We start from the raw sequence: 16,585 nt of genomic DNA on the forward strand, positions 1-16,585 counted from the left end.
GATTATGCTAGTTGAAAAGTTTGATTTTATTGAGTTACTTCGCCTTGCTATTGCTCAAAGCGAAGGTAAAGGAAAAATTACTAAGCATGTTGTTTTGGGAGAAATTGCCTTATTGCCTGCAGGTGCAAAAAAATGGGCAGAATTACTGCTTGAACGTGTTGATTTTGAGCGCATTGCAGAAATCACAGAAACAAAGAAAATTTATGAGACCAGGATAATTAATGGTAAGGAATCAAAAAAGCGTATTGGTGAAATACCGGGTAAAGTTGAAATAAAAAAAGGGGAGATTAACTCAGCTGATTTTTTCCGCGTTAGAAACGTACTGGCGGGGAAGATCCATCGTGAAATGATCAAAAAGAACTTTAAGCCAAATAATTGTCAGGGCGATTTATCAAATGTGGCCAAAGGTATTGCTGAGGTTGTTTTGCGTGGGCGATTATTTACAAAGGCAATGTGTGGCCATTGCCAGGGATTAGGCAAATTGGAGTTATTCAATGAAAAGGGATATCCAAACGGCTCTAAATTTTGTGATAAATGTGGTGGTACGGGGAAACGCCCTTATACATTGCATGAAAAAATCACGATCGCAAAATTAAAAGTATCTAAATCTGGATATTCTGAGCGCTATGAACCATACGAGTTAATTGCTGAAGCATGTATAGAGAATTGGGAAAACAGTATTAGAACAAGCTTGGCTAGATCGTTTCATTTTGAATCAGAAGAAATCACCCTTGCTTGACATAAACAGAACGGTTGAGTATAAGTATTTCTAAAATGGGCGCTTTATACATGGATCGCCAGAAAAATTTAATAGAAGCTCACTAATTTTAGTGGGCTTTTTGCGTATCTAGAGCATTGAAAATGGAAAACACCTGGCATGCTGACCAAGAAAAACCAGAATTACGGCCAGATGAAAAACCTTTGAATTGCCCATTTTGTGGATCTGATTCAATTTGTACGGATTCTTCACATTATGGAAAACCAGATGAAGACGGCTCTATAGCGTGGGATGCTTTCACATGGTGTCATGATTGTGGATCAAAAGGCCCTAGTGCTTGGGCGATGATCGCTTGGGATGAAAATTTTCATTACGACACTGTTTATGAAGAAAGATCAATTGTTAATTATGCTATTCGCCAGTGGAATACACGCAAATAAGATTTTTAATCTCGTGAGGGGTGTTTTATAAGCACACCTCTCTTTTAGCCGGACGGATTACGGCGCAAACGGCCCCGCTACATACTAGTTATTGGCGGGGCTTTTTTTTTTTGGGGATGTATGACTGAATTTCAAAAAATTACGCATGAGATTAGACAGCTCCAAGTAGAGTTAAATCATTTGGGAAGCTGTACAACGAAAGGATTATCTACAGAACAGATCGCTCAATTAGATGAGCGATTTTTTTTAGCCATAGCAAAGCAAAACAAATTAATTGCACGGCTCAACAACAAGCCTGAGGGCTTCTTTTAAGGGGCTAGGGCATGGATGGTAAAGATTATTTTTGGCTTACTCGGAAAAAAGAACCTAAAACCAAACCCAAATCCAGACCACTGCCTAAGGCGAAGCAAAAATATCTCGAGGCTGAGGCAACACTTAAGGAAGAACTTGAGGATTTGGCGATTGGTTTTGAAAGTAAGTTTCAACCGATCCATACCAAACACTGGCGCTTTGATTTTCATGTTGTGAAATTGCGTTTGCTCATTGAAATTGAGGGTGGTCCCTGGTCTGGTGGACGTGGTGGAAAGCTGGCAAATAAAGCATGGAGTCTTGATCGATATGATCAAGCTGAAGAGATGGGTTATAAAATAGAGCGCTTTCATCCAGATTCTATTTTGTCGGGATATGTCATCAACTGGATAAAAAGTGAATTAGCGAGAATTGAAGATGGAGCAAATAAGACCATTTCCACCGACTGATTTTATTGATCAAGCAGATGAAGAAGAAGCAATTAGACTAACACCGGCACCAGATCTAAAAAAATGGGTTGTTGCTAATTACTTAACTATTGGTGGACCTCTTTATAACCCCGATCATGATCACATAGCTGAGCTGCTTCACGATAATGAAGAATTTTTAGCATTTGCTTGGGCCTCTTCTGCATATAAAAGCAAGCAGGCGATGGTGCTGGGGCAATGTGAAAAAGTCATGTTCAATGTTGGTGGATGGCGTAAAGCTAGACAAGAGCAACAGATGCGAGATTGGTTCGGCTTTGTGCCAACTTACTTAATAACTGTCGATGCTTCTTTTTGTGAGCGTGCAAATGATACAGAGTTCTGTGCTTTGCTTGAACATGAGCTTTATCACATTGGAGTGATGAGAGACGAGGACGGAGAAATTGTTTATAGCGATAGTTCTGGTCTTCCTAAGCACTATCTTGCAGGTCATGACGTTGAAGAGTTTATTGGCGTAGTTAAACGTTATGGACCAAGCAAAAATGTTAAGCGACTTATTGAAGTCGCAAAAAATCCGCCGTTTGTTTCGAATCTTGATATTTCAAGATGCTGCGGAAATTGTGTAATCAATTGAGCCTTTTGGCTCTTTTTTTTGTCCTGTTTGCTGTACGTAGCTGTACGAAGGGGAATTTATGGCAGCACTAAAAGAGCCTGTGAAAATATTTATTGTTCAAGCTCTTGCATGCCGTGATACCCCTCAAGAAGTGGTTGAACAGGTCAAGCAAGAGTTTGGAGTTGATATTAGTCGTAGCCAATGTGAATGCTATGATCCAACAAAATATTCGGGCAGAAACTTAAGCAAGAAATTTGTTGAGCTTTTTGAATCAACCAGAGAGAAATTTGATGAAGGCTTAATTGATATTCCTATTGCTAATAAGTACTACCGTCTGAAGCAATACCAAAGACAGCTTGATAGAACTAGAAACGTCAAAACAGCCTTAAAAATTCTTGAGCAAGCCGCTAAAGACATTGGTGGTCAATTTACTAATCGCCAAGAAATTACAGGCAAAGACGGCGGACCAGTCCAAACAGTTAATTCAGAAATTCCAGTTCCAATGGAAGATTACTTAAAAGCGCGGAGGGAAGTCTTAGATGAGTACTGATGCGGCTCGGGATAAAGCCATCCGGATCGAGGCGCAAGAAGATTTATATTTCTTCACAAGGTACATGTTTAAGGAGCGCCGTGGTTATAAATGGATGCAGAACTGGCACCACTTAGAAATCTGTGAAGCTTTGATGAAAGTTTATCGCGGAGAGATAAAGCGGTTAATTATTAACGTTCCACCACGATATTCTAAAACTGAAATTGCTGTAATTAATTTTATGGCTTTGTGTTTTGGAAAGAAGCCTGACTGTGAGTTTATTCATATCAGTTACTCGGCAATGCTTGCCGCAAATAACGCCTTCCAGATTCGAACACTCGTACAAGAGGAGGCGTATAAAAAGGTCTTTCCTGCTCTCACATTGCGTGATGATAGTAAGGCTAAAGACTTCTGGAGGACTTCTCAAGGCGGTGTCTGCTATGCGACTGGTACAGGCGGTACGATTACTGGTTTTGGTGCGGGTAAACTTCGTGATGGGTTTGGTGGATGCATCATTATCGATGACCCACACAAAGCGCATGAAGCTTCTTCTAAAACAATTCGAGAAGGGGTAATTGATTGGTTTCAGAACACACTCGAATCGCGTACTAACTCGCCAGATACGCCGATCATTGTGATTATGCAGCGACTTCATGAAGATGATTTAGCTGGATGGTTGCTAGGTGATAGAAAAGACGGCGTTCCTGTAGCTGGTGGTAACGGTGAAGTGTGGGAGCATCTATGTCTTTCAGCTATTCAGGAAGACGGATCCGCACTGTGGCCAGCAAAACACAATATCCAAAAATTGAGGCTAATGGAGCAAGCAGCACCATATGTATTTGCCGGGCAGTACCGACAAATGCCATCACCGCCAGCAGGCGGTTTTTTTAAGCCTGACAATATTCAAATTGTTGATGCTTTGCCTGCAGATGTAGTGAAGCAAGTAAGGGCATGGGATTTTGGCGCTACAGAGAATGAAGGCGACTTTACAGCAGGTGTGCGAGAAGCTCTTGGTGCAGATGGTTTTACTTACATTGTCGATGTTACAAGAGGACAGCTTGGCCCTGACAATGTAAATAAACGCTTAAAGCAAACCACTGAGCTTGATGGAAAAAACGTAACTGTTCGAATTCCTCAGGACCCTGGTCAAGCAGGGAAATCTCAAGCTCTGGCATTTACAAAACTTCTCAGTGGCTACCATGTGGTTGCAAAACCAGTATCGGGTGACAAGATCACTCGGGCACAGCCTTTTGCCGCTCAAGTAAATGTTGGGAATGTTCGAATGCTTAAAGGTGATTGGAACAAAGCCTTTATTGAAGAACTTCGGAATTTCCCTAATGGAACAAATGACGATCAGGTAGACGGTGGATCTGACGCTTTTAATGAATTACATGAAGGTTTTGAAGCCTTCTTTGCTGATATGGGATTTGCTCGATGAGTGATGTAACTTTTCAACATGCTGAATATGTTAAGAACTTGCCATACTGGCAAAAACTTGATGATGTTTGTGAAGGTGAAGATGCAGTTAAGGCTAAAGGTGAAAAATATTTGCCGATGCCAAATGCACATGATAAATCACCTGCAAATAAAAGCGCTTATGAGGCTTATCTTACCCGTGCAGTCTTTTATGAAGTAACAGGGACTACATCAAATAGTTTAGTTGGTGCAGCTTTTGCAACCGATCCAAGTTTTAAATTTCCTCCCGAGCTTGCTCATTTAGAGCGTAATGCGAATGGAGCAGGCATTAGTGCTTATCAATTGGCTCAAAATGGAATTCGCCATTTATTGAAGCATTATCGTTGCGCTTTATATGTTGATTATCCTGATGTGCCACCAGCTCGTAATCTAGCGGAATTTAAAGCACAAAAAGCCTATCCGATGATTCATTTACTAAATGCCCTTGATGTAGTGAATTGGGATTCAGTAATGATCGATAACCAGAAAAAGCTTTGCTTAGTGGTTATACGTGAATTTAGGTCTGAGCGCGGTGCTGATGGATTTAGTAAAACCGAACAAGAGCAATATCGTGTACTTCGTTTAGAGCAAGAGGGAAATGGGGAATATATTTATTCCGTTCAGGTGTACACAAAGGGTGAAAAGGGTAACTGGGTTGGCGGAGAGAAGAAGTTTCCAACAGATTACAACGGGAATTTCTGGACCTATATACCTTTTACATTTGTAGGTGCAATTGATAATTCAGAAGAGATTAAAAAGCCGCCATTACTTCCTTTGGCCAATCTCAATTTAGCCCATTATCGTGACAGTGCGGACTTTCAAGAGTCCGTTTTTTATATGGGGCAACCTCAATACTTTGCGAAGGGTGTTACATGGGAATGGTACGACCAAGCCAAAAAACGTGGCATATACATTGGTGCGAAAGTACTTTTGCCTTTACCTGAAAATGGTGGATTAGGAATTGTTCAAGCCGACCCTAATACTCTTGCCCGGGAAGCGATGAAAGATAAGTGGGAAAAAATGAAGGAGATGGGGGCGCGTTTAATTGAGAAGGGTACAGCGGGTAAAAAGACTGCTACGGAAGCGAATAGCGATGACGCTGTTCAACATTCAGTTCTTTCGCTCTGTGTAGTCAATATGAATGAAGCCTTGTCAGCAGCATTACGATGGGCTGCTAAGTTTGTAACGCCTAATGTGGATGTTCTAACTAAAGATGATTTGATGTTCGAAATCAGTCAGGAATTTAACAAGCAAGGATATTTAGCTGAGTTAGCTAGACAGTTATTTGAAGCAGCTCTACAAGGCCGATCTTCATTTAAATCATGGTGGGAATACAACCAAACAGGTATGTTCCCTAAACAAAAATATGAAGAAGAGCTTCAGAATGTTGAAGCAGAGCAAGATGGGACTTTAAATCAAAAGGTAGAGTGAGATGGCAACAGATATCAAAAAACTATTTGAAGCACTCACTCAGCACCAGGCCTATCTTTATCGTGCTTCATCAAAAACGGTAAATGAGTTATTGGCTTTATTCAATGATGATACGAGCAAGATGCTATCTAAGCTTCGGGATTTATTGGATGAGCTTAATGAGTCGGAGAAAGTTGCTTTAGCTGGTGGTAAATATACAACTTCAAATTTAAGGGAAATTAGGGATTTGATTGCCCAATGGTTTGCCAGTGTTAATTTAGCATTACCTGAAGCTTTTGCCGTTTCTGCTACGGCGCTGGCTGTTTATGAGGCCAATTACGTAGCTAAGCTCTATGGAGCAAAAATTAATAAGCCTGATGGGGAAAAACTATTCTTATCCGCTAAAAAAGTTCCGTTGGCAGGTGGCGCTCTTGTCGATGATCTGCTTTCAAGAATTGCTGAAAGTGCCCGTCAAAAGGTTGAGTATGCAATTCGCGATGGCATTAATTCAGGCAAAACTAACCAAGAAATTGTTCAGCGTATTCGTGGTACCAAACGGCTTAACTATGAAGATGGGATCTTAAATGGTACCAAAACTGATATTGAGCGAACGGTAAGAACTGTGCGAAGTCATGTAGCTAATCAAGCCTATCTAAATAGCTTCAACCAAATTGGCTTTGAATATGTCCGATTTGTTAGCGTTTTAGATGGACGAACTTCTAAGCTTTGCGCTTCATTAGATGGTTCAGTGTGGGAAATAAATGACCCGGCAAAGCGAGTGCCGCCGTTACATCCCAACTGTCGCAGTATCTTGGTTCCGGTCGAGAAGGACGGTCAACTTGTTGGCGAACGGCCATTTGTCATGGACGAACGTCGAGTTAAAGACATTCCAAAAGATGAGCGAAGCCATTTAATAGGGCAGTTAGATGCAAACACCACATTCAAAGAGTTCTTTAAGAAAACAGATGATTTCTTTCAAAGGGAGTGGCTAGGGCCAAAGCGCTTTAAGCTCTATAAAGATGGGAAATTTGATTTTGATAAGTTCTTTGATCCTGAAGGCCGTTTCTATAGCTTAGATGATTTGAGAAAGTTGGATGAAAAAGCTTTTAAAAAGTTGGGTCTGTAATTTTTCTTATGTTATATTTTTTAAAACATCAGAATTTATACAATATGAAAACAATAGCTTTTGTATGTCTAACCCTAATTTCCATCACTTGTTTAGCTGAACCAAGTCAAAAATATCTTAAAGAATATGATCGATTGTCTGAAGCTTTGGAGTCAGCAATGGCAAATGCATATTCTTTTGATCCTGCAACTGGTCAAGTAAAACAGGCTACTCAAGGTTTAGAAGCTAAAAATAATTTATGTAGAGCTGCCCAGGCGAAACTAAACCTCACCACGTTTTTAAAAGACAATTTAGAGGAATCTAAAGAGCTTTATAAATCTATTGATGGTGCAGAGACTCTAGATAAAAATTATCTTAGTGGACAACAGCAGGAACAACAAAATCTCGTTTCAAATTTGAAAAAAGACCTTGTTGGAACTGGATTTAACTGTGAGTAATTATTGCCGATTACAGGTAATTCTAAACTCACTTAAGACACAATTTTCACCTATATAAGCGCCCAAATGGCGCTTTTGTCATTTATGGAGTTTGGCTTATGAGTGAATCAAAAGTTAGACATTTGGTACTTAAAAGAGTTTCAGATAAATCTTCTCATCTTGCTCTTTGTGACGAGGAAACAGGTATTCCATTAGCTGGATTAACCGCTGTAAAAATGAATTGTAGTGTTTTTGAGGGTCCAGCGACTATCACGGCAACATTTGATGTAGGTGGTCCTCAAGGTATCCGCTTAGTTGGTGATGAACCTAGATCAGAGGTTTGGAATAAAAAGTAAACGTAGCTAAAGGTACTACAAATGCCTGAAAAGCAAATCAATATGTCAGATGCTCAATATATTCTGAGCACAAAATGAATTCTGGTGCCATTTCTTCAAATTAAGGTTTCAAGCCATGGCAATTTATGGTTTTACTTTTGAAAGATTAAAAGCAATTGCACTCATCAAATAGAACTTAATTTTTAACCATAGCACCTTCGGGTGCTTTTTTTGCGAGAAGAAAATGCCAAGCCCTATTATCCAATATTTCCAATATGAACATTTACCTGAACATTTGCAGCAAGTTAGTAAGCCAATTGGTGATTTAGCTCGGCAAATGGATGAGCAACTTCCTGACGGGCCTGAAAAATCCACAGGATTAAGAAAGCTACTTGAAGCAAAAGATGCATTTGTACGCCAAGCTTTAAGTAAATAATCATTTATAGAAATGAAGCGTCCTAAAGGGCGCTTTTTTATTGCCTGCCGAAAGCGGATGCTAACGGCGAATCCGGGCGGATGCCCATTTGTGTATATAGGTTGGATGACCAATGAAACTTAAAACAGTAACGATCGACGGTAAAGTTTATGCGGAAGTAGACGGCGATAAGCCGATCTATATTCATGATGACGGCAAAGAAATGCCACATGATGCACCACACTCGGTAGCAACAATTGCACGCTTAAACAATGAAGCTAAAACACATCGTGAAGCCAAAGAAGCAGCCGAAAAAGCATTAAAAGCTTTTGAAGGAATTGAAGACCCAGCGGCAGCTAAAAAGGCATTACAAACAATCCAAAATCTCGACGATAAAAAGCTGGTGGATGCCGGTGAAGTTGAGAAAGTTAAAGCTGAAGCTATCAAAGCAGTTGAGGAAAAATATGCCCCGATTGTTGCGCAACGTGATGCGCTAGAAGCCTCTTTACATAAAGAACTTATCGGCGGTGGTTTTGCTCGTTCTAAGTACATTCAAGACAATATTGCAGTACCTGTGGATATGGTTCAGGCAACCTTTGGTAATCACTTCAAAATCGAAGATGGAGAAGTGGTTGCCTACGACCAAAAAGGCGAAAAGATTTATTCCCGTGTTCGCCCTGGTGAACTTGCAAATGTTGATGAAGCTTTAGAGTCCTTGGTTGGTGGATACCAGCATAAAGACTTAATCCTTAAAGGTGGTAAAGGAAATGGCGGTGGTTTCCAAAGCGGGGGCAAAGGTGGAGCACCTACAGGTATGAAGCGCAGTGAGATGTCAGTATCTCAAAGAGCCGATTACATCAAAGAACATGGCCAAGAATCCTTCCTAAAACTACCGAACTAATTATTAAACATTTGGAGATAAGTCGTTATGACTACAACAGTTAATTCAGACATGATTATCTATAACCAATTGGCTCAAACTGCTTATTTAGAGCGTTTGCAAGACAATTTGAATGTCTTTAACGAGGCATCAGCTGGAGCGATTCTTTATAAAAATGAAATCATTGAAGGCGATTTTAATAAAGAATCATTTTATCGTGTTGGTGGCAGCATCAAGCACCGTGATGTGAACTCAAACGCTAAAGTTAACCATGAAAAAATTGCCGCTGGAGAATCTGTAGGTGTGAAAATTCCGTTTAAATACGGTCCTTATGCATCTACTGAAGAAGCTTTTAAGCGCCGTGCTCGTACACCTGAAGAGTTTGCAATGATTCTTGGGTATGATCTGGCTGATGCTTTAGTTGCAGGGCGTTTACAGTACAGCTTGGCTTCATTGAAAGCAGCAATTACAAGCAATCCTGATATGGTGGCAAAAGGAAGTATTGCAGTAGATGGTCGTAAAGCATTAACCCGTGGGATGCGTAAATTTGGTGACAAGTTTGGTCGTATCGGTTTGTGGGTAATGAACTCGGATACGTACTTCGATATTGTCGATGATGCGATTACTAAACAAATCTACGGCGAATCTGAAATCGTTATTTATGGCGGTTTACCAGGTACTTTAGGTAAACCTGTACTTGTTACTGACGCCGTAGGCGATAACGATGCATTTGGCCTGCAGTATGGTGCTGTGACTGTAACTGAGTCCCAAGTACCAGGTTTCCGCGCATACGACATCAATGATGAAGAAAACTTTGCTATTGGTATGCGTGCTGAAGGTACATTCAACCTAGATATTCTTGGTTATAGCTGGGATACAACGAAAGGTGAGAATCCAGATCTTACTTTGCTTGGATCAAGTGCTAACTGGAAGAAACATGCAACCAGCAACAAAATGACCGCTGGTACATTGCTTGATTTGTCTGGTACACCTTAAAACCTTAAACACCTAAATTTATTGGAGGGCTATTTAGCCCTCTTTTTTATTATTAAGAGAAAAGTATCATGAAGTTAATCTATACGCGTATTGCCGCAGCAGCAGCTTTAGAAGTTGGGACTATTGCGAATCCTGACTATTATGAAAATCCAAATCGTAGTGCTGAAGAAGTAATCATCTACGGTGATTACCCGAAAATCAAAAATGATTATGAAGCTTTAGATATTCCAGTTGAAGTTCGTAAACTGGAAGAGCCTGCAAAAACGACTTTGGCCACAGTAAATGTCGCAGTGGGAATTACCCCTGAGCTGCAAGAGGTCATTGATAATACAAAAGCTGAGTGTGAAAAGGTTGTTGAGGAAAACGGGCAACTTAAACAGAAAATCGAATTCTTGAAACAGGCAAGTGGTGATAGTTCCGAATTAATTTCTGAAAACTCACGTTTAAAAGATGCTGTAACCCTAGCAGACAATGCTACTAAAGCAGCTGAAGGACAAGTGGTAAGCATCCAAGCAGAATTTGATGCTTTTAAAAATGATGTTGCTGCTATGCAAGCGCGTATTAATGAATTGGGAGCTGGAAAAGCGGCAGAAAATCCAGCAACAGAAACGTCGACAAATGATTTTGAAAATTGGTCTAACGATCAATTAAAAGAATATTTGGCAAGTAAAGACATTGGCTATAAACCATCTGCAACAAAACCAGAACTTCTTAAATTAATCCCGAAGGAATAATGATATGAGCTTTATTACTCTAGATGACGCAAATTCAATTTTGGGCAGAGATTTTGCACCGGATAGTGATAAAGCTCGCCTGGTTCAACTTGCAAATGTATGGATGAAAAAACGAATTGGATTTGTGCCGGATCCTATAGATTCACTTCTTAAAGATGCTGCTTGTGAAATCATTAAAGGCATTCTGGCCAAGGTGATTTATAACGGCAAAGAGCAGTTGCTTAAACGGAAGAAAGTTAAAGCTGATTCAGTAGAATCTGAAAAAGAGTATCAAGAGGGTACTGAAGCGATTTCTAGCTTTGAACAGATAGCAATTGATTATATTGAATCGCTTGATTTGAAAGATCCTAATGCAAGTTTTAATGGTTTTGGTATTCCACTTTATAGGGCATAAATCATGGGCTTACGTGATGAAATTCAGGCAGATCTTGTTGAAGCATTTAATGAAGATTTAGCAGACGCCGTTCATACATTTACTTGTGAACGGATCTCAAAAAAAGATTGGGATCCTAAGACTGAAACTCATGTTGAAGTTAAAGAAAATTATTCTGGTCGTGGTGTTTTGTTTGGCTCTTACAAACAATATGAAATCCAAACCCTTGGAGTGCTGGCCACAGATAAGAAAGCGACCGTGCTTCAAAATGAAGTGACAATGGTGCCCATTATGGAAGATGAGTGGGTTACACCTTTAGGCACTTTTCGTGTCAAACACATTCAACAGGATCCCGCTGCAACTATTTGGAAATGTCAGTTGAGGAAGGTTTGATTACTTGTTCTAATATTCTTCTAAATTAGGGGGATATATGGCTAAAGATGATTTAAGATTAAGAATAAAGAAAATCTGGTTATGGACTATTTTAGGAATTATTTTCTATTTGATAATTTCTTTTTTTCTTAAAAGTTCATATCCAATAACACACCATAAATTTAATTTAACTGAAGCTTATGAAGTATTAAAAGACTCCTTAACAATTGCAGCAGCTTTTTTAGCTCCAGTTGCGGCATTTGTGCTTTTTAGTGATTGGCGATTGCAACACAGAGCAATAGCAAAAGAGAATAATTCATCTAACATATTTAGTTTAATAAATAGATTCTCTGTTGAAATAAATATTTTAAATATTTTAATTATTCAAGCACCAACTTCGCATGCTTCTTTTCTCGATGATATTCATAAGAAAATTGAAGAATGTGAAATTAAAAATAGTGAATTAATAGTAGAGTTTAATGACTTTTATCATAAAGTCACAACTGATAATGGATTTACAGATTTGTGTGAAGAAATTATTACTTTAAGTTTTCCTGCATTTCTCCATAATGCTGCAATTTATTATACTCTATTAGTTAAACTCACCTATCCAGACAGTCACGCATTTGCAGAGGGACCAAATTTCTCAGTGGATGATTTTGTAAGTCGATGTAAAGATGAATTAAAAGAGATTCAAATAGCTAAAGACGAAGATCTTAGACAAATCAATGAAAATCTGGGGCGACTAAGTACTCTTAAAGAAGAATTAAATGTTTAAACCCACTTCGGTGGGTTTTTTAATGGGCGCAATTTTGGAGTTTAGATGATAAGTACAGATTACGTTCCTTTATGGCATATCTCACCATTCCAACATGTTCAATACACGCTTGCTCGTAATCAGCTTCACATGGATCTGTTATTCGAAGATATGAATAAAGTGGATCCGTTTTTATCTTCTGCAGGCGCAGCGGCGCAAGTCGATTACTATTTTGATGGCGCTTATGCAATTGTTCAGCTTGGCGATACATCAGAAAGAAAACCGATTGAAGTTTATGGACTGCTTTTACATGAAGCTGTTCATGTCTGGCAAAAAATCAGAAAACTAATGGGTGAAAAGGAGCCTAGCTCAGAATTTGAAGCTTACTCAATTCAAGCGATCGCTCAAGACCTTTTCGAAATGTACGAAGAAAGTGAGGTAAAGCATGGGATGGAAGGGGAAAAAACCAACTGATTTTAGTTTTGATGTGACTAAAACAGCAGAGGAAAAGGTAAAGAAAATCACCATGGATACAGTGCAATCATTAGTTGTTTCAAGTCCAGTTGATACTGGTGCTTATCGTTCTTCTCATATAGTTTCAATTGGATCTGGTGACTTTGGTGTACGTGGACCGGAAACAAACGCCGTTCAAGATGCTGCTATTCAAGCGGTCAAGTTTAAGCTGGGTAATATGGTATATATCCAGAATAATCAGCCATACGCTGAACGCTTAGAAAATGGTTGGTCTGATCAAGCACCGCAAGGTATTTACAACACCACGTTTACTTATATTTCTCAAAAATACGGTGGTTAAGATGGCAATGACTTTAGAGCAGACAAGGCAAGCTATTATCGATCGTATGCAAAGCTTTACTGGTATTGCGCAGGACAGAATCCAGTATCCAAATGCACCAGGCTTTACAGTGCCAAAGGAAGGCTTGTGGTGTTGTCTAACCATTGCAGGCGGTGCTAGCTTTATTTCAGGTGTAGCAGATAAGCCTTGTAACCGTCGTACCGGTAATATTATGGTTCAGTGTTTTGATCGACTTCATGTAGGAGAAAAAGCACTAACGATTCTCGGTGATTCTTTATTGGCTCATTTTGAACATTTCTCTTTTGATGATCTGGAATGTTTGAACGGACAATCTATTAAAGTTGGTAAAGATGCTGACTTTGTGCAATACAATGTGACCATTGGATTTACGGTGAATTGATATGGCAAAAAGGTACTTTGAAACGGTAACTGGTGAGGTTCTCGAATATGAGGACATAGAAGAAATCCCATGCAGACACAAAAATATTGAATATTCGAGAATAGAAAGTATTGAGCATCTATCAATTTGGATTTGTAGCAAATGTGGCAAACGATTTAATCAGAGCCAATTGGAAGATGAGGTGACGAAATGTATGAAGATTACGTAAGGTATTTAACTGAGAGAAAAGAACTTATCAGTAACATCTTATTAATTTCGAGTAATCCTCCAGATAATCTTGATAAGAAAACCATTTCGGAATTAATGCGTATTAATTATGCAGGTATAGATAACAAGTGCAGCCGTTGTGGTCATGAGAACAAGATTCCATCTTTTAAATCCATCTATCGTAATAATGCTTCATAAAATCACTTGAAAAAGCACACGCCTTCGGGCGGTTTTTTTGTTTTACTCACTACCACCTCATCGGTGGTTTTTTTATGTCTATAGGAATCACTTATGAGCAATTTCGTGTTTAAGCGTGGTGACACATTCAACTTGAACTTGCAGCTTGTCGATATTGATGAGGCTTTGCAGTATCCACCTGATGATGTTCGCCGTGCTATTGATCTGACAGGCTACACGTTCACATCACAGATTAAATCATTAGCGGATGGTGCAGCGGTGGCCACATTGACTTGTGCAGCATTAAATCAGAGCACACAGAAGGGATGGCTGAATATTAAATCTAGTGCAAGCACTGCAACTTGGCCCTTAGGTCTGTGTCAGATGGATATTAAAGCTGTAGTTAGTGGTACTACACAGCACACTGAAACTTTGACTTTCCAAGTGATTGACGGGGTAACAGCATAATGGCAAATCTTGTTTTTAAATTTAGTTGGGATCATCGGCCATTCCCATATAACGCTTCGCAGGGAAAACGGCAGTTTATGCTGCCATTTGCCTCGGGTATTCCAAACTTAAATCCACAGCTTTCTCAAGTTCAAGGTGCAGGTACAGCTGCTGCAGCCAATATTGGAAGTGCAGATGGAAATGTAATTGGTGTGACAGGTATTATTGTTAACTGTCAGGGGGCACAACGATTAGATTTAGGTACATCAACAAGCTCAGCTACAACTGCGGTAGAAATGGGATCACTCTCGGTAGCTGGCAATACTTTTATTGATCTGCATACATCGGGAGCTCCAACTGATTATGATGTTCGTCTCTTAGCTACAGGCGGGGATCCAGCTAATGCGGGAGCGGGCATTTTAAATGTGACAGCAAATACTACTATCTTTAATAGTAAGCTTCGGTCTTTACCAACATTTAATCAAACCACTTCTGGAAATGAAGCTGCAAATCTTTATATCTCTGCTGGTGGTGATATTTATCGTGCAGGTAAAACTTATAACAACTTTGGTTTAGGTTTAACCACATTACAGGCCACGAATAGTGTTGATTTGAATACCGCAAATTTACCTAGTGGCATTTATTCTGGGCAAACTTGGACGAACTCAGGCACTGCTTCGCAGTGGCAAACAGTACTGCAATTAAATCTAGCATCTGATGGTCCTAATTATCAGACACAAATTTCGTTCGATGGTAATGGAGTAGACACTAAATTAATTTCTCCTTCAATTCGTCGTAAATTAGGGGGAGCATGGAGTTCTTGGTATAAATTTTGGACACAGTCAAATACTACCGTAGATGCAAATGGGTTTATTAAGTCTTCTTCACCAATCGTTAAGCTATTTGCTGACTCAATAGAATTAAATGACCAAGCAAGAAAACAGCCGGTTGAATTTGAAAAAATTGATGTAGGTAATTATCTTCTAAAAGGTTCTTTGGGTTTTGCTCAAGAAGGTTGGTACATTGAGTTACCCAAAGATGCCAACGGTAATAAAGTGGTTGCCGTAGAGTATTCAACTCTAGAAAATGGCGACATTTCAATTAAGACCTATAAGCGTAAATTTGATTTTGAGCTTGCTGCAGTTGTTGCTGATCATGAAAATCCAATGGATATTCCATTAACCCGTTGGATCGATATTCGATTACATGAAGAACCTGAGCCAGATACCGAAATTATTCCAACAGAGACTCCTCTAGACTTTCAACCAACAAATTTATCCGCGGCTGTAGCTGCAGCTATGAATGGTGTGGAACCGCCAGAAATCTCAGACACAGACGAAACACTTTAATAACCCGCTTACACAGCGGGTTTTTTATTGCCTAAATTTTGGAGAGCCATAAATGAGTTCAGGCGCAAAAATTCGATTATATGCTTGTGAAGAAGCAGTATTGGGAACAACCCCAGCAAACCCGATCTGGTACACAGTTCGCCGTGTTAATGATAGTTTGACTGAAAATGTCACAACTGAAGATAGTAGTGAGGTAGTTGATTCACGTTTTCGCCAAGGTGCTGTTGTAACGGAAGCCGAAGTAACTGGTCAACTAGAGTTTGAATTATCTCTAGGTACCTTTGACTTATTCTTAAATGTTCTCGCTTTCAATAACTGGGCTGGTAATGCTTTGAGTTTTGGTGGTGGAGTCCGTAAGTCACTTACCTTAGTAAAAGTCTTTGAAGATATTGGTCAAGTCTTTATTTATCGCGGTATTCAAGTGAATACAGGTGAAATGACGATCCAGACTACAGGTAAAATCACTGGTAACTTTGGTTTAGTGGGTAGCTCATTTACGCGACAGCAGGTTAATCCTGTTACCAATCCTATTCCCGCATCGACTCGCCCTCTAGTGAGTATGCCAAACGTTGAAAAGCTACTTATTAATGGTCAGTCAATTCAAGGTAAAGCTTGTCTGCAGACACTCACCATCAACTTTAATAATAATCTGGAAGCGATCCGTTGTATCGGTTCTGGTAAGTACACGCCTGAGTTCTACTTAGAAAAAATGATGGATATTGGTGTAAATGCCAATTTCATGTTCTCAGCAACATCTGCTGCTTGGATTGATGCAATCAAGACTCGTGATGTATTTACGATGACCTTTGATATTACCGATAGCAAGGGAAGTAAATACTCATTTAATTTCCCACAGCTTGAAGTCAAGGAAGCAAATCATCCGGATGG

General features: G+C 39.5%; 24 protein-coding genes. All 24 read left to right on the forward strand.

Annotated features, from left to right (window positions below):
- Nucleotides 1–4 precede the first annotated feature (4 nt).
- A complete protein-coding gene (locus tag J655_RS19775) occupies nt 5–739 on the forward strand; it encodes a hypothetical protein (protein WP_000959674.1) in 735 nt (244 codons plus the stop codon).
- 122 nt (nt 740–861) lie between these two features.
- Nucleotides 862–1,158, forward strand: coding sequence for a Lar family restriction alleviation protein (locus tag J655_RS19780; protein WP_000432381.1), 297 nt, complete (start codon nt 862–864; stop codon nt 1,156–1,158).
- Nucleotides 1,159–1,278: 120 nt separating this feature from the next.
- Complete coding sequence (locus J655_RS19785; RefSeq protein WP_000134362.1) at nt 1,279–1,470, forward strand: hypothetical protein; 192 nt, start codon at nt 1,279–1,281, stop codon at nt 1,468–1,470.
- Between the two features lie 11 nt (nt 1,471–1,481).
- On the forward strand, nt 1,482–1,916 hold the full coding sequence (locus tag J655_RS19790) for a hypothetical protein (RefSeq protein WP_004834291.1): 435 nt from the start codon (nt 1,482–1,484) through the stop codon (nt 1,914–1,916).
- A complete protein-coding gene (locus tag J655_RS19795; protein WP_004834292.1) occupies nt 1,885–2,526 on the forward strand; it encodes a putative metallopeptidase in 642 nt (213 codons plus the stop codon). The genes J655_RS19790 and J655_RS19795 overlap by 32 nt, the downstream gene beginning before the upstream one ends.
- A gap of 58 nt (nt 2,527–2,584) precedes the next feature.
- Nucleotides 2,585–3,055: a DUF2280 domain-containing protein gene (locus J655_RS19800; protein WP_002067420.1), complete on the forward strand. Its 471-nt coding sequence runs from the start codon at nt 2,585–2,587 to the stop codon at nt 3,053–3,055.
- Nucleotides 3,045–4,472 (forward strand): phage terminase large subunit, encoded by a 1,428-nt coding sequence (terL, locus tag J655_RS19805; protein ID WP_032052848.1) that lies wholly within the window; start codon nt 3,045–3,047, stop codon nt 4,470–4,472. The genes J655_RS19800 and terL overlap by 11 nt, the downstream gene beginning before the upstream one ends.
- Nucleotides 4,469–5,920, forward strand: coding sequence for a DUF4055 domain-containing protein (locus J655_RS19810; protein ID WP_032052849.1), 1,452 nt, complete (start codon nt 4,469–4,471; stop codon nt 5,918–5,920). The genes terL and J655_RS19810 overlap by 4 nt, the downstream gene beginning before the upstream one ends.
- A 1-nt stretch (nt 5,921) precedes the next feature.
- Nucleotides 5,922–7,025 carry a minor capsid protein gene (locus tag J655_RS19815; protein ID WP_032021275.1) on the forward strand — a complete coding sequence of 368 codons (1,104 nt, stop codon included), beginning with the start codon at nt 5,922–5,924 and terminating at the stop codon, nt 7,023–7,025.
- An 8-nt stretch (nt 7,026–7,033) separates the two neighbouring features.
- Nucleotides 7,034–7,462, forward strand: a complete 429-nt coding sequence (locus J655_RS19820) for a hypothetical protein (protein WP_000965231.1) — start codon at nt 7,034–7,036, stop codon at nt 7,460–7,462.
- 98 nt (nt 7,463–7,560) lie between these two features.
- Nucleotides 7,561–7,797 carry a hypothetical protein gene (locus J655_RS19825; RefSeq protein ID WP_000004365.1) on the forward strand — a complete coding sequence of 79 codons (237 nt, stop codon included), beginning with the start codon at nt 7,561–7,563 and terminating at the stop codon, nt 7,795–7,797.
- A 223-nt stretch (nt 7,798–8,020) separates the two neighbouring features.
- The gene (locus tag J655_RS19830; protein ID WP_001139861.1) at nt 8,021–8,212 is read left to right on the forward strand and encodes a hypothetical protein; all 192 of its coding nucleotides are present in this window, start codon (nt 8,021–8,023) and stop codon (nt 8,210–8,212) included.
- 112 nt (nt 8,213–8,324) lie between these two features.
- The gene (locus tag J655_RS19835) at nt 8,325–9,092 is read left to right on the forward strand and encodes a DUF6651 domain-containing protein (protein ID WP_032052851.1); all 768 of its coding nucleotides are present in this window, start codon (nt 8,325–8,327) and stop codon (nt 9,090–9,092) included.
- Nucleotides 9,093–9,119: 27 nt separating this feature from the next.
- Nucleotides 9,120–10,067: a major capsid protein gene (locus J655_RS19840; protein ID WP_032052445.1), complete on the forward strand. Its 948-nt coding sequence runs from the start codon at nt 9,120–9,122 to the stop codon at nt 10,065–10,067.
- Between the two features lie 68 nt (nt 10,068–10,135).
- A complete protein-coding gene (locus tag J655_RS19845) occupies nt 10,136–10,801 on the forward strand; it encodes an Ish1 domain-containing protein (RefSeq protein ID WP_032052444.1) in 666 nt (221 codons plus the stop codon).
- A gap of 4 nt (nt 10,802–10,805) precedes the next feature.
- Nucleotides 10,806–11,195, forward strand: coding sequence for a hypothetical protein (locus J655_RS19850; RefSeq protein ID WP_032052443.1), 390 nt, complete (start codon nt 10,806–10,808; stop codon nt 11,193–11,195).
- A gap of 3 nt (nt 11,196–11,198) precedes the next feature.
- A complete protein-coding gene (locus tag J655_RS19855; protein ID WP_032052442.1) occupies nt 11,199–11,567 on the forward strand; it encodes a hypothetical protein in 369 nt (122 codons plus the stop codon).
- A 37-nt stretch (nt 11,568–11,604) separates the two neighbouring features.
- Complete coding sequence (locus J655_RS19860; protein ID WP_050675385.1) at nt 11,605–12,324, forward strand: hypothetical protein; 720 nt, start codon at nt 11,605–11,607, stop codon at nt 12,322–12,324.
- Between the two features lie 45 nt (nt 12,325–12,369).
- On the forward strand, nt 12,370–12,777 hold the full coding sequence (locus J655_RS19865) for a hypothetical protein (RefSeq protein ID WP_032052440.1): 408 nt from the start codon (nt 12,370–12,372) through the stop codon (nt 12,775–12,777).
- Nucleotides 12,749–13,117: a hypothetical protein gene (locus J655_RS19870; RefSeq protein WP_032052438.1), complete on the forward strand. Its 369-nt coding sequence runs from the start codon at nt 12,749–12,751 to the stop codon at nt 13,115–13,117. The genes J655_RS19865 and J655_RS19870 overlap by 29 nt, the downstream gene beginning before the upstream one ends.
- A gap of 1 nt (nt 13,118) precedes the next feature.
- Nucleotides 13,119–13,517, forward strand: a complete 399-nt coding sequence (locus J655_RS19875; protein WP_032052437.1) for a hypothetical protein — start codon at nt 13,119–13,121, stop codon at nt 13,515–13,517.
- Nucleotides 13,518–14,015: 498 nt separating this feature from the next.
- Nucleotides 14,016–14,369 carry a hypothetical protein gene (locus J655_RS19880; RefSeq protein WP_032052435.1) on the forward strand — a complete coding sequence of 118 codons (354 nt, stop codon included), beginning with the start codon at nt 14,016–14,018 and terminating at the stop codon, nt 14,367–14,369.
- Nucleotides 14,369–15,697: a pyocin knob domain-containing protein gene (locus tag J655_RS19885; RefSeq protein ID WP_032052434.1), complete on the forward strand. Its 1,329-nt coding sequence runs from the start codon at nt 14,369–14,371 to the stop codon at nt 15,695–15,697. The genes J655_RS19880 and J655_RS19885 overlap by 1 nt, the downstream gene beginning before the upstream one ends.
- 52 nt (nt 15,698–15,749) lie before the next feature.
- Nucleotides 15,750–16,585 (forward strand): phage tail tube protein (locus J655_RS25590; protein ID WP_032052433.1); only part of this gene is annotated, 836 nt, incomplete at its 3' end.

It is taken from the genome of Acinetobacter sp. 1294243 (assembly GCF_000588015.1).
GTDB lineage: Bacteria > Pseudomonadota > Gammaproteobacteria > Pseudomonadales > Moraxellaceae > Acinetobacter > Acinetobacter pittii.